At 68.0% G+C, this 13,304-nt stretch carries 13 protein-coding genes; 11 read left to right on the top strand and 2 right to left on the bottom strand.

Annotated elements, in window-relative coordinates; all coding sequences use genetic code 11:
- The first annotated feature begins 1 nt into the window (after window position 1).
- Window positions 2–1,324, top strand: a complete 1,323-nt coding sequence (phnE, locus tag FE811_RS08140; protein ID WP_140847102.1) for a phosphonate ABC transporter, permease protein PhnE — start codon at window positions 2–4, stop codon at window positions 1,322–1,324.
- Between the two features lie 113 nt (window positions 1,325–1,437).
- Here the strand turns inward: phnE and FE811_RS08135 are convergent, their stop codons facing one another.
- Window positions 1,438–2,391, bottom strand: a complete 954-nt coding sequence (locus FE811_RS08135) for a LysR family transcriptional regulator (protein WP_036755349.1) — start codon at window positions 2,389–2,391, stop codon at window positions 1,438–1,440.
- A 143-nt stretch (window positions 2,392–2,534) separates the two neighbouring features.
- Here FE811_RS08135 and FE811_RS08130 point away from each other — a divergent pair, with 143 nt between their 5' ends.
- The 10 genes from FE811_RS08130 (at window position 2,535) to FE811_RS08085 (ending at window position 12,348) form a co-directional block, all read left to right on the top strand.
- Window positions 2,535–3,749 (top strand): muconate/chloromuconate family cycloisomerase, encoded by a 1,215-nt coding sequence (locus tag FE811_RS08130; RefSeq protein WP_305034184.1) that lies wholly within the window; start codon window positions 2,535–2,537, stop codon window positions 3,747–3,749.
- A gap of 2 nt (window positions 3,750–3,751) precedes the next feature.
- Complete coding sequence (gene catC / locus FE811_RS08125) at window positions 3,752–4,042, top strand: muconolactone Delta-isomerase (RefSeq protein ID WP_036755346.1); 291 nt, start codon at window positions 3,752–3,754, stop codon at window positions 4,040–4,042.
- Between the two features lie 73 nt (window positions 4,043–4,115).
- Window positions 4,116–5,054 carry a catechol 1,2-dioxygenase gene (gene catA / locus FE811_RS08120; protein WP_140847099.1) on the top strand — a complete coding sequence of 313 codons (939 nt, stop codon included), beginning with the start codon at window positions 4,116–4,118 and terminating at the stop codon, window positions 5,052–5,054.
- A 119-nt stretch (window positions 5,055–5,173) separates the two neighbouring features.
- Complete coding sequence (locus FE811_RS08115; RefSeq protein WP_140847096.1) at window positions 5,174–6,532, top strand: Rieske 2Fe-2S domain-containing protein; 1,359 nt, start codon at window positions 5,174–5,176, stop codon at window positions 6,530–6,532.
- On the top strand, window positions 6,529–7,038 hold the full coding sequence (benB, locus tag FE811_RS08110; RefSeq protein WP_140847094.1) for a benzoate 1,2-dioxygenase small subunit: 510 nt from the start codon (window positions 6,529–6,531) through the stop codon (window positions 7,036–7,038). The genes FE811_RS08115 and benB overlap by 4 nt, the downstream gene beginning before the upstream one ends.
- Window positions 7,039–7,072: 34 nt before the next feature.
- Window positions 7,073–8,101 carry a benzoate 1,2-dioxygenase electron transfer component BenC gene (gene benC, locus FE811_RS08105; RefSeq protein ID WP_140847091.1) on the top strand — a complete coding sequence of 343 codons (1,029 nt, stop codon included), beginning with the start codon at window positions 7,073–7,075 and terminating at the stop codon, window positions 8,099–8,101.
- Window positions 8,098–8,883 carry a benzoate diol dehydrogenase BenD gene (gene benD / locus FE811_RS08100; protein ID WP_140847088.1) on the top strand — a complete coding sequence of 262 codons (786 nt, stop codon included), beginning with the start codon at window positions 8,098–8,100 and terminating at the stop codon, window positions 8,881–8,883. Before benC ends, benD begins: the two co-directional genes overlap by 4 nt.
- A 37-nt stretch (window positions 8,884–8,920) precedes the next feature.
- Complete coding sequence (locus FE811_RS08095) at window positions 8,921–10,252, top strand: aromatic acid/H+ symport family MFS transporter (protein ID WP_140847085.1); 1,332 nt, start codon at window positions 8,921–8,923, stop codon at window positions 10,250–10,252.
- Between the two features lie 62 nt (window positions 10,253–10,314).
- The gene (gene pcaD, locus FE811_RS08090) at window positions 10,315–11,112 is read left to right on the top strand and encodes a 3-oxoadipate enol-lactonase (RefSeq protein ID WP_140847060.1); all 798 of its coding nucleotides are present in this window, start codon (window positions 10,315–10,317) and stop codon (window positions 11,110–11,112) included.
- Between the two features lie 378 nt (window positions 11,113–11,490).
- Window positions 11,491–12,348 carry a DUF2189 domain-containing protein gene (locus FE811_RS08085; RefSeq protein WP_140847057.1) on the top strand — a complete coding sequence of 286 codons (858 nt, stop codon included), beginning with the start codon at window positions 11,491–11,493 and terminating at the stop codon, window positions 12,346–12,348.
- Window positions 12,349–12,464: 116 nt separating this feature from the next.
- On the opposite strand, the gene phnF is transcribed toward FE811_RS08085, so the two are convergent.
- A complete protein-coding gene (gene phnF / locus FE811_RS08080) occupies window positions 12,465–13,232 on the bottom strand; it encodes a phosphonate metabolism transcriptional regulator PhnF (RefSeq protein WP_140847054.1) in 768 nt (255 codons plus the stop codon).
- Window positions 13,233–13,304 lie beyond the last annotated feature (72 nt).

The following is a 13,304-nucleotide window of genomic DNA, read 5'->3' as shown; positions in this document are numbered from 1 at the left end:
CATGACCGCTGCCACGCTTTCCCCCGCCCTGGCCGATACCGTGCTGGCCCGTTTCGCCCGCCGCCGGCTGGCGGCCTTTGCGGTGCCGCTGGCGATCCTGGCCTACCTGGCCTATGCCGCCATGGCCTTCGACATCGCCGGGCTGGCCGGGCGGGCGCGGATGGACAATGCCGCGGTGCTGCTGTCGGATTTCTGGCAGCACAAGACCCATGTGACGCGGGACAACCGCTCGGGCGCCTTGCGCGTCGCCATCGACGGCGAGGCCAAGGGCACCTATCCGCCGGACCGCCTGCCGGGCTGGATCGCCACCCAGGGCGACGCCACCCGCATCGACCTGGGCCAGGGCCATGTCGTCACCTATGACGCGCAGGGCGCGCGCTACGAGGTGCCGGGCTATGGGCTGATCGACATCCGCCCCCAGGACGGCGGGCTGCACCTGACCGCGCCCCAGCCGCTGCCCGACTGGATCAACGCCTCGGACAGCCGGGTCAGCGTCACCACCCCGGCCGGGCGCTTCGCCTATACCCGCTCCAAGGTCGAGACCTTTCGCTACCAGCCGGGCTGGGCGCTGTTCTTCTTTACCCTCGACAGCCCGTTCCACTACATGAGCTGGCCCGAGATCGCCGCCAGCGCGCTTTGGGGGCCGCGCGTCGATCCCGGCCTGCCCAATGTCGCCGCCATGGCGCGGGACTTCTGGACGAACGCCATGTGGCGGCACGGCGACGTGATCTGGGCCATGTTCGAGACGGTGCTGATGGCCTTCCTGGGCACCTTCGGCGCGGCGCTGGTCGCGCTGCCGCTGGGCTTCATGGCGGCGCGCAACATGATGCCCTTTGGCGCGCTGCGCTTTGGCCTGCGCCGGGTCTTCGACTTCATCCGCGGCGTTGACGGGCTGATCTGGACCATCGTGCTGGCCCGCGCCTTCGGCCCCGGCCCGATGACCGGGGCGCTGGCCATCCTGCTGACCGATACCGGCAGCTTTGGCAAGATGTTCTCGGAAGCGCTGGAAAACATCGACGAAAAGCAGGTCGAGGGCATCCGCTCGACCGGCGCGAGCGCCGTGCAGCGGGCGCGGTTCGGGGTGATCCCGCAGGTGACGCCGGTGCTGCTGTCGCAGGTGCTGTATTTCCTGGAATCGAACACGCGCGGCGCCACGGTGATCGGCGCCATCGTCGGCGGCGGCATCGGCCTGTTGCTGACGCAGGCGATCCAGACCCAGAAGGACTGGGAGGACGTGGCCTATTACATGGTGCTGATCGTGCTGATGGTGATGGCGATGGACAGCTTCTCGGGCTGGCTGCGCCGCAGGCTCATCAAGGGCTAGCGCCGTCGATCAACGCGCAAGGCGGGAAGGCGGCAGAAACCGCACCCCGGCCCCAGTCCTGCTTGCGTCCCCGCGTGAGGGCAGGCACCCCAGGGCGAACCCGGCGCATGGCCTTACGCGCGGTTGGGCCTGCGGCCTTCCGAAGGTGGCGGGCGAAGGTTGTTGGCTTCAAGCCAGGCCGGTTTTTCGGCATACATGTCGCCAATCAGCCGCTTGACCAGGTCGAGATGGCGCGACGCATCGCCCGCGCGGTGGTAAAGGATCACCGGGGACACCGCCCGCGGGCTGTCGATAAGGCGATACTGCACGTCGGACCGCATCTGCCGGGCCGACGACGGTATGATGCAGACGCCCGAATCCGCGGCGACCAGGCCAAGGGCGGTCTGGATCTCCCGGACCTCCAGCACCTCGGAGGGACGGATGTCCTCGTCCTGAAGCAGGCTCAGGACCTGGTCGGCATAGCTGGGGCGCGGCTCCTTGGGGTAGACGATCAGCTTCTGGCCGGCGACGGCGGCAAGCGGCAGCGGCGCGTCGTCCTGGGCCAGGGGCGTGCCCTCGGGCAGCGCGACGACAAGGCGTTCCTCGCGCATGAGCGTGCTGACGACATTCGGGTCGCTGTGCTTCAGGCGGCCGAAGCCGATGTCGATGCGGCCTTCCTTCAGCGCCGGTATCTGCTGGATCGACAGCATTTCGAGCAGCTGGATATCCAGCTCGGGCGCGTTCTGGCGCAGCTTCCTGATCAGCGACGGAAGGCCGCCATAAAGCGTCGAGGCCACGAAGCCGATGGACAGCACCCGGTTGCGGTTCATGCCCACCCGCCGCGTCGCGTCCTTCATCTGGTCGACCCGCCCCAGCACCTGCAGGGCCTGTTCATAGAACAGGCGCCCGGCATCGGTCAGCTTGATCGGCCGGCTCTTGCGGATGATCAGGACGACGCCCAGCTCTTCCTCGAGCAGCTGGATCTGCCGGCTCAACGGCGGCTGGGCGATGTGCAGGCTTTCGGCTGCGCGGGTAAAGTTGCGCTCGCGCGCGACGGCGGCGAAATAGCGCAACTGCCGCAAATCCATGGAAACCCCCTCCTGTCTGCCAGACGAATCTTGCGCGCGTCCTGGGTATTTGGCGGCGGATCAACCCGCTGAAATGCGGGATAATTCGCAGTATAATACCTTCAAAGTATAGTATCAAACCCAAACGGTGTTGGACGAAAGGCATGGCCGGCCGCAATCTTGCCGGCATGAACCAGACATTCGCACCCCTTGCCCCGACCAACGCCGTCAGCCCGGTCATCGACCGGGTCGAGACCATCCTGGTCGACCTGCCCACCATCCGGCCGCACAAGCTGTCGGTCGCCACGATGAACGGCCAGACCCTGATGCTGGTCAAGCTGCATTGCAGCGACGGCGTGGTCGGCATCGGCGAAGGCACGACGATCGGCGGGCTGGCCTATGGCGGCGAAAGCCCCGAAAGCATGAAGCTGGCGATCGACACCTATTTCGCGGCGGTGATGCTGGGCCAGGACGCGACCCGCATCCAGGCGCTGATGGCGCGCATCGGCAAGGCGGTCAAGGAAAACCGCTTTGCCAAGAGCGCCGTCGAAACCGCGCTTCTGGATGCGCATGGCAAGCGGCTGGGCCTGCCGGTCAGCGAGCTTTTGGGCGGCCGGCGCCGCGACCGGCTGGCGGTGGCCTGGACGCTGGCCTCGGGCGATACCGCGACCGACATCGCCGAGGCCGAGCGTATGCTGGACCTGCGCCGCCACCGCATCTTCAAGCTGAAGATCGGCGCCCGCGACATCCGCGACGACATCGCCCATGTCGCGGCGATCAAGCGCGCGCTTGGCGACCGCGCCGCGGTGCGGGTCGACGTGAACATGGCCTGGAACGAGACCGAGGCGGCCCATGGCATGGCGGCGCTGGCCGATGCCGGCTGCGAGCTGGTCGAGCAGCCTGTGGCCACGGCCGCGGGGCTGGGGCGGCTGGTGCGCCGCTTTCCCACGGCGCTGATGGCCGATGAATCGCTCTCGGGCCCGGAATCGGCCTTCGAGCTCGCCAGGGTGCATGGCGCCGATGTCTTTGCCGTCAAGATCGAGCAATGCGGCGGCTGCTTCAACGCGCTGCGGGTGGCGGCCATCGCCGATGCCGCCGGGATCGGCCTTTACGGCGGCACCATGCTGGAAGGCGCGGTGGGCAGCATCGCCTCGGCCCATGCCTTCTCGACCTTCGCGAACCTGCAATGGGGCACGGAACTGTTCGGGCCGCTTCTTCTGACCGAGGAGATCCTGCGCGAGCCGCTGGATTACAGCGACTTCGCGCTGACGGTTCCGTCCGGGCCGGGGCTCGGCATCCAGCTGGATGACGACCGCGTGGCGTTCTTTGCCCGCGACGGCCTGCACCGCAAGACCCGCCCCGCCGGCCAAGGAGGATGACGATGCTGTTCCATGTTCGGATGGATGTGAACATCCCCCGCGACCTGCCCGCCGACGAGGCGGCCGAGATCATCGCGCGGGAAAAGGCCTATTCGCAGGCGCTGCAGGCCAGCGGCAAGTGGCGGCACATCTGGCGCATCGCGGGCGAATACGCGAATTTCAGCATCCTCGACGTCCGGGACAATGCCGAGCTGCACGAGATCCTGTCGGGCCTGCCGCTGTTTCCCTTCATGAGGATCGAGGTGACGCCGCTGCTGCGCCACCCGTCCTCGATCCGCGAGGACGACCGCTAGAGCCATCATTCCCAAAGGGCCGGCGGAGGAGCCGACCCGTCCCAGTTTCCACGAGAATCCAGGAGGAGAGACCATGACTGTCAAGATTTTCGACCGGCCCGACGTGCAGGCGTTCCTGCGCGAACTCAGCGGGCAGAACAGCGACAGCGGCAACCCGCGCATGAAGCAGATCATCCACCGGCTGATGTCCGACCTGTTCAAGGCCATCGACGACCTGGACATCACCCCCGACGAATACTGGACGGGCGTGGCCTGGCTGAACGATCTGGGCGCGGCCGGGCAGGCGGGGCTGATCTCGCCCGGACTCGGCGTCGACCATTTCCTGGACGAACGGCTCGACGCCATCGACGCCGCGCTGGGGATCGACAATCCGACGCCGCGCACCATCGAGGGCCCGCTTTACGTCGCCGGCGCCCCGGAATCGGTGGGCTTTGCGCGGCTGGACGACGGCACGGATGCCGACGGGCACACGCTGATCATGCATGGCACCGTGCATGGCGCGGACGGCAAGCCGCTGCCCGGCGCCAAGGTCGAGGTGTGGCATTGCGATACCCGCGGCTTCTATTCGCATTTCGACCCGACCGGAAAGCAGGCGCCGTTCAACATGCGCCGCACCATCATCGCCGACCAGGACGGCCGCTACAAGTTCCAGAGCATCCTGCCCAGCGGCTATGGCGTGCCGCCCGGCAGCCCGACGGAAAAGCTGCTGTCCGCCCTGGGCCGCCACGGCCAGCGCCCGGCGCATATCCATTTCTTCATCAGCGCCGACAGCCACCGCAAGCTGACCACGCAGATCAACATCGAGGGCGATCCGCTGATCGACGACGACTTCGCCTATGCGACCCGCGAGGGGCTGGTGCCGAAGGTCGTCGAGCGCACGGACGAGGCCAGCATCCACGCCAACAACCTCAACGGCCCCTTCGCCGAGATCCAGTTCGACATCCACCTGACCGCGCTGATCGACGGCGTGGACAACCAGGTCAACGAACAGCGCCGCCGCGCCGTCGCCTGACCCGCGTCTTCGGGCGGCCCCTCGGACGGGGGGCGGCCGCCCGGCCCGAACCCACCTTTCATCACCGACATTGGCAGGGGCTGGCGCGCGAAACGTGCCTCCCCCTGGGGAGAGAACTCATGTCCGCGATCATCGAAAAGGCACGCGATCTGGAACAACTGCTGGCCGTTGCCGTGCAGGACGACAAGGAGGCCGGCCTCTACCGCTGCCGCCGCGACATCTTCACCAACGAAGATCTGTTCGCGCTGGAAATGAAGCACATCTTCGAAGGCAACTGGGTCTATCTGGCGCATGAAAGCCAGATCCCCGAAATCAACGACTATTACACCACCTGGATCGGTCGCCAGCCCATCGTCATCACCCGTGACAAGACCGGCGCGCTGAACGCGGTCATCAACGCCTGCGCCCACAAGGGCGCGATGCTGTGCCGCCGCAAGCAGGGCAACAAGGGCAGCTTCACCTGTCCGTTCCACGGCTGGACCTTTTCGAACACCGGCAAGCTTCTGAAGGTCAAGGACGCCAAGACCACGCAATATCCCGAGCAGTTCGGCAAGGACGGCTCGCACGACCTGACCCGCGTGGCGCGCTTCGAAAGCTATCGCGGCTTCCTGTTCGGCAGCCTCAATCCCGATGTGGCCTCGCTCGAGGATTTCCTGGGCGAGACCAAGGTCATCATCGACCAGATCGTCGACCAGGCCCCCGAGGGGCTGGAGGTGCTGCGCGGCAATTCCTCCTACATCTACGACGGCAACTGGAAGCTGCAGATGGAGAACGGCTGCGACGGCTACCATGTCAGCTCGGTGCATTGGAACTATGCCACCACCATGGACCGGCGCAGCGAGACCGGCACCAAGGCGGTCGATGCCAACAGCTGGTCGAAGTCGGTCGCCGGCGTCTATGGCTTCGAGAACGGCCATATCCTGCTGTGGACCAACACCAGGAACCCCGAGGTCCGCCCGGTCTGGAACCGCCGCGAGGAAATCGCCGCCCGCCTGGGCGAGGAGAAGGCCGGCTTCATCGTCAACCAGACCCGGAACCTGTGCCTCTATCCGAACGTGTTCCTGATGGACCAGTTCAGCACCCAGATCCGCGTCGTGCGCCCGCTGGGCGTGGACAAGACCGAAGTCACCATCTTCTGCTTCGCCCCCAAGGGCGAGTCCGCCGAGGACCGCGCCCACCGCATCCGCCAATACGAGGATTTCTTCAACGTCTCGGGCATGGGCACCTCGGACGATCTCGAGGAATTCCGCGCCTGCCAGACCGCTTACGCCGGCACGCTGGCGCTGTGGAACGACATGTCGCGCGGCGCGCCGCTGTGGATCGACGGGCCGGACGAGAATGCCCGGCGCATGGGGCTGAAGCCGCTGCTGTCGGGCGAACGCAGCGAGGACGAGGGGCTTTTCGTCTGCCAGCACGAATACTGGGCCGAGGTCATGCGCAGCGCGCTCGCGGCCGAGAAGCAGGGAGAGGCGGCATGAGCCTGGATCACACCGCAACCCGCCTGGACTACAATGCCATTTGCGCCTTCCTCTATCGCGAGGCGCGCCTGCTCGACGACCGACAATGGGACGAATGGCTGACCTGCTATGCCCCCGATGCGCCCTACTGGATGCCCGCCTGGGACGACAACGACCAGATCACCGAGGATCCGCAATCCCAGATCTCGCTGATCTACTACCCGAACCGCGAGGGGCTGGAGGATCGCGTCTTTCGCATCAAGACCGAGCGTTCGGGCGCATCCACCCCCGAGCCGCGCACCAGCCACGCCGTCCTGAACGTCGAGGTGGTCGAGGACCGCGGCTCCGAGGTGGACGTGCGCTACAACTTCCACACGCTGAACCACCGCTACAAGGTCACCGACCAGTTCTTCGGCACCATCTTCGTGACCCTGCGCAGGGACGGCGGCGGGCTGGTCATCGCCGCCAAGAAGATCGTCCTGAAGAACGACTACATCCGCCAGGTCATCGACGTCTACCACGTCTGACCCGTCCCAGCACAACCGCAAGGAGGAGGCGACCATGTGCTATCGCATCGCATTGAATTTCGAGGACGGGATCACCCGCTTCGTCGATTGCAAGCCGGGCGAGAAGGTTCTCGACGCCGCGTTCCGCAACAAGATCAACCTGCCGATGGACTGTTCGGACGGTGTTTGCGGCACCTGCAAGTGCCGCGCCGAAAGCGGCGCCTATGACATGGGCGACGACTATATCGACGACGCCCTGACCGAGGACGAGGCCGCCGAGGGGCTGGTCCTGACCTGCCAGATGGTGCCGTCCTCGGATTGCGTGCTGTCGGTGCCGACGACCTCGCTGGCCTGCAAGACCGGCCAGCAGGTCTTCGCCGCCACCGTGACCCGGATCGAGCCGCATCAGGACGCCGCCGTGGTGCTGGAGCTGGCGGTGGACGACGAGGCGCAGGCGCCCGCCTTCCTGCCGGGGCAATATGTCAACATCGCCGTGCCGGGCAGCGGCGATCATCGGTCCTATTCCTTCAGCTCCGCTCCGGGCGGGCGCAGCCTGGGCTTCCTGATCAAGAAGATCCCCGGCGGGCTGATGGGCAACTGGCTGGCGCGCGCGAAGCCGGGCGACCGGCTGGACCTGACCGGGCCGATGGGCAGCTTCTACCTGCGCGACGGCGACGGCCCGCTGCTGTTCCTGGCGGGCGGCACCGGCCTGGCGCCCTTCCTGTCGATGCTGGAGGTTCTGGCGCGGGCCGGGTCGCGGCGCCAGATCCACCTGGTCTATGGCGTGACGCGCGATCAGGATCTGGTGCTGGTCGATGAGCTGGCCGCCTATGCCGGCCGCCTACCGAACTTCACCTTTGCGACCGTGGTGGCGGATCCCGCATCCGGCCATCCCCGCAGGGGCTGGGTGACGCAGCACATGCCCGAGGACATGCTGGCCGCCGGCGGGGTCGATGTCTATCTTTGCGGACCCCCGCCCATGGTCGATGCCGTGCGGCATTACCTGGACGGGCAGGGCGTACAGCCCGCCAGCTTCCATTACGAGAAGTTCACCCCCAACGCGCCGCTGAAGGCCATCGCATGAGCGGGGCCGTCTTTGCCGGTCGCTTTGCGGGCAAGGTGCTGGTCGTGACCGGGGCCGCGCAGGGCATCGGCCGCGCCGTCGCCCTGCGCGCGGCGGCCGAAGGGGGGCGGGTGCTCTTCGTGGACCGTGCCGATTTCGTGGCCGAGGTGGCGGCGGAAGCGGGCGGCAGTGCCGCGGCCTTCACCGCCGACCTGGAAACCTGGGACGGCGCCGATGCGGCGATGCGCCATGCGGCCCGCACCTTCGGCGGCATCGACATCCTGATCAACAATGTCGGCGGCGCCATACGGATGCGGCCCTTTGCCGAATTCGAACCGGCCCAGATCGACGCCGAGATCCGCCGGTCGCTGATGCCGACGCTGTATTGCTGCCATGCGGTCCTGCCGCATCTGCTGGCGCGCGGCGGCGGCACCATCGTCAACGTTTCGTCGAACGCGACGCGCGGCATCCACCGCGTGCCCTATTCGGCGGCCAAGGGCGGCGTCAACGCGATCACGCAATCCCTGGCGATGGAGATGGCGGCGCAGAACATCCGCGTGGTGGCGACCGCCCCCGGCGGGACCGAGGCGCCGCCGCGCCGCGTCCCGCGCAATGCCGATGGCGACAGCGCCGACGAACGGCGCTGGATGGCCGAGGTCGTGGACCAGGTCAGGCAATCCGCCTTCATGCGCCGCTACGGCAGCATCGACGAACAGGCCGCGCCGATCCTGTTCCTGGCCTCGGACGAGGCGTCCTACATCACCGGCTCGGTCCTGCCCGTCGCGGGGGGCGACAGCGGCTGACCGCGATTTCAACGACGAGACAGGGAGGAGACAAGGAATGCGCAGCATAGACGTGAACGAGGCCATCGACCAAGGCCCGTTCGGCAGCTTTCAATGGAGGGTGGTCGCGCTTTGCGGCGCGCTGCTGGTGGTCGATGGATACGACGTGTTCGTGGCGGGCACGGTGCTGCCCACACTGATCGCGGAATGGGGGCTGACCAAGCCGCAGGCGGGCGCGCTGCAGGCCTGGGCGCTGTTCGGGATGATGTTCGGCGCCCTGATCCTTGGCCCGCTGGCCGACCGGATCGGCCGCAAGAAGGGGGTGGCGATCAGCTTCGTGCTGTTCACCTCGGCCACCGTGCTGACGGGCTTTGCCAACTCGCCCGAGCAGTTCAAGGTCTTCCGCTTCATCGCGGGCCTGGGCTGCGGCGGGCTGATGCCGAACGCGGTGGCGCTGATGAACGAATATGCGCCCAGGCGGTTGCGCGGCACCATGGTCGCGCTGATGTTTTCGGGCTATTCGGTCGGCGGCATGGTCGCGGCGGGCCTGGGCATCGGCCTGATCCCCAGCTTCGGCTGGAGGCCGATGTTCTTCATCGCCGCCGTGCCGCTGCTGATGTTGCCGCTGGTCCTGTGGAAACTGCCGGAATCGCTGGGCTTCCTGATCCGCCAGGGCAAGCAGGACGAGGCGCGGCGCATCTTTGCCCGCATCGACCCGGCCACGCCGCTGGCCCCCGAGGACCGGCTGGTCTTTGCCGAGGCCAAGGGCGCATCGGCATCGGTGGCGGAGCTGTTCCGCCACGGCCGGACGCTGCGCACGCTGATGCTGTGGCTGTCCTTCTTCTGCTGCCTGCTGCTGGTCTATCTGCTGTCGTCCTGGCTGCCCAAGGTGCTGCAAGAGGCCGGCTATGCCGAACGGGCCAGCCTGCTGTCGCTGTTCTCGCTGAACTTCGGCGGCATGGCGGGGGCGATCATGGGCGGACGCCTGGGCGACCGCTTCGGCCTGCCCAAGGTCGTGGTGGGCTTCTTTGCCGCGGCGGCGGTCTCGATTGCGCTGATCGGCTTCAACCCGGCGCCGGGGCTCTTGTTCCTGCTGGTCTTCGTCGCGGGTGCGACGACTATCGGCACGCAGATCCTGCTTTATGCCAGCGTGGCGCAGCTTTACAACCTGTCGGTCCGTTCGACGGGCCTTGGCTGGGCCTCGGGCGTGGGCCGGATCGGCGCCATCGTCGGGCCGACGCTGGGCGGGGTGCTGCTGGCGCGGGAACTGCCGCTGGAGCAGAACTTCATGCTCTTCGCGATCCCGGCGGCGCTCTCGGCCCTGGCGATGCTGGTCTTTGCGCTTGCCAACGGGCGCGCCCGCGACGCGACGCGGCTTGCCGCCGCCTGAGCATCACCGCAAACAGGCGCGCGGTTCCGGCCGCGCGTCCAAATCCGCATGAAAGGCCGACCATGCCCTATCTGGACCTGCCCACCCACCGGCTTCACTATTGCATCGACGGCGCGGCAGGGAAGAAGCCATGGCTGACCTTCTGCAATTCCCTGGGCACCGACCTGCACATGTGGGACGCCCAGGTCGCCAGCCTTTCCCAGGATTTCCGCATCCTGCGCTATGATCGCCGCGGCCATGGCAGGTCCGGCGCGCCGGTGCCGCCCTATGGCCTGGCCGATCTGGGCGGCGACGTGATCGCGCTGTGGGACGCGCTGTCCATCAGGCGCAGCCATTTCTGCGGCCTGTCCATCGGCGGGCTGACCGGGCAATGGCTGGGCATCCACGCCGGCGCGCGGCTTGGGCGCATGGTTCTTTGCGCGACGGCCGCCCGGATCGGCACCGCCGAAAGCTGGCATGCCCGCATCGACGAGGTCCGGGCAAACGGCCTTGGCGGTCTTGTTCCCGCGACTGCGGAACGCTGGTTCACGCCCGGCTTTCGCGCGACCCATCCTGCCACGGTCAAGGCGATCCTGGACGGTTTCGCCGCCACCTCGGTCGATGGCTATGTGGGATGCTGCGCCGCGCTTGCCAGCGCGGATCTTCGCGACCGCCTTCCCCAGATCGCCAATCCGCTGCTGGCGATTTCCGGCGACGACGATCCGGTCTGCCCGCCCGCCGAACTGGCCATGATCGCCAAAGCGGTGCGCTGCGGGCGTCACCTGTCCCTGCCGGGGCGGCATATCGTGAACCGGGAATCGGCGCCGCGCTTCGACATCGCCTTGAAGGACTTTCTGACCGCAGCCCCATGCGGTGCCTGAAGGAGCAGGGGCGGCAACGTCATCCCGAATTCGGCCTCGGCGTCAGCCGGTTTCTCAGGGATGACGCCGCCGGCCCACGCGCTGCCGTGCCTGGGCGAGCGACCGCCATCCGATCCTGCACCCGCCGTCAGGCCGCCTTTCGCCCGGTGCGGCGGCAGGTCGCCATGGACACCATGCCCTGAGCGCGGCGGCCTCTCCCTCGGCGACGGGGTGGCGGCAAGGGACAAGGCACGCGATTCCCCGAGTGCAACCTTGCGCTGTATCTGCTAGACTATCCGTCGAGGACGGTTCGGCCCGGCATGTTCGCGGGCGGGGGGCCGGATTCCCCGGCTGACGCCTCGCCCTATCGCGGGCCCTCCAGGAAGGGAGGATGCAGCCATGCACCGAGAGACGATTGGAAACCCGCTGAGCTGGAGCGCGCAGAGGCTGGCCGGCATAGGCCGCAGCGCCGGGGCGGCGGTGGACGGGATCGGCAGCCACGAAAGAGCCGTGCCCACGGTCAACCAGATCGGCTGGGGCGACATCCGCGCGGCGCTTCGCAAGGGCGTCGAGGACTTCGCCGCGCTGCGCACCGACGTGATCACCGCGGTGGCGCTCTATCCGGTGATCGGCTTCGTCCTTGCCGCCTGGGCGTTCAACGCGGGGCAGGTGCATCTGCTGTTCCCGCTGGCCGCGGGCTTTCCCTTGATCGGACCTGTCGCGGCGATCGGCCTTTACGAGATGAGCCGGCGGCGCGAGCGGGGCGAGGATACGAATTGGGGCGCGGTGCTGGCGACGCTGACCGGCCGGGTGCTTGGGCCGGTGCTGATGCTGGGCTTGCTGCTCGCGGTGATCTTCGCCTGCTGGCTGCTTGCCGCGCATGCGATCTGGGTCGTCACCCTGGGGCCGGGGCCCTATGACAGCCTGCTCGTCCTGCTGCGCGACAGCTTCACCACCGGCGCGGGCTGGGCGATGATCCTTGCCGGGATCGGCGTCGGCTTCGTCTTTGCCGCCGTGGTGCTGTGCGTCAGCCTGGTGTCGTTCCCGATGCTGATCGACCGCCCGGTGGGGGTGCCGGTGGCGCTGGCGACCTCGCTTGCCGTCGCGCGCCGCAACCCTGGCGCGACGGCGCTTTGGGGGCTGATCGTCGCCGGCGCGCTGGTGCTGGGGATGATCCCGCTTTTTGCCGGGCTGATCATCGTGCTGCCGATCCTCGGCCACGCAACATGGCACCTTTACCGCCGGGCCGTGGGCTAGGGGCAATCGATCGAGCCCGTTGCAGAGCAAGCGCAGGGCTGGCGCAGCCGCTGCAAATCTCCGCCGCCGGGGACTGCGTTCGCGGCGGCCTGCCCATCGCATGGGCTGGCGGGCGGCTATGAGTTGCGCGGGGCCTTTCCGGTGGACGGCAAGGTGCCGACGCCCTGGCCGCCGTCCTCGGGGCGCAGGGTCAGCGTCACCCGGTCGCCGGCGAACCAGGTGGTGCCGTATTCGACCGGCACGCCGCCCGCATCCACGTTCACCGCGACCGAGCGCAGCACCGGCGCGCCCTCAGCCACCTCCAGCGCCAGCGCCATCACCGCGGGCGCAAGCTCTGCCGTCAGCCGGGTCGAGGCGCGGGTGTAGTCCTTGAGCCCGCATTCCGCCAGCGCCGCCGTGACCGAAGGGATCGCCGCCACATGCCGCAGCAGTTCCGGGAAACGCCCGGCATCGAAGACCGAGCGGAACGCCGCCACCGGCTGGCCATCGACCAGCGACACGCCCTCGACCACATGCACCGGGCTGCCGGGGGCAAGGTGCAGCGCCTCGGCCTCTTCGGCATTGGCGGCGCGCGTCTCGGCCAGCGTCAGCCGGCGCGAGGGCGTGCGTCCCGAGGCGGTGATGTTCTGGTGAAACCGCACCCGCAGGCCCAGCGGGTAATCCGTGGGCCGCGCCGCGACGAAGACCCCGGCGCCGCGGCGCGAGCGCAGCGTCCCCGCCTCGGCCAGCGCCGCCAGCGCATGGCGCAGGGTATGGCGGTTGACGCCGAACCGCGCGGCCAGCACCGCCTCGGAGGGCAGCTTGTCGCCGGGGCGGTAATGCCCCTCGGCGATCTCGGCCGCCAACGTGTCGGCGATGGATTTCCAGATCGGACTGCGGGCCATGTCGCCTCCGTCACCAAAAATTCACGATGCCGCCCCTTGAGCAGAATCGGCGGGCGGGCTATCACTTGTCTA

The sequence above is a fragment of the Paracoccus sp. FO-3 genome (assembly GCF_006386455.1).
GTDB classification, from domain to species: domain Bacteria; phylum Pseudomonadota; class Alphaproteobacteria; order Rhodobacterales; family Rhodobacteraceae; genus Paracoccus; species Paracoccus versutus.
Note: the sequence above shows the minus strand (reverse complement) of the source record. Positions and strands in the feature narration are given on the sequence as shown.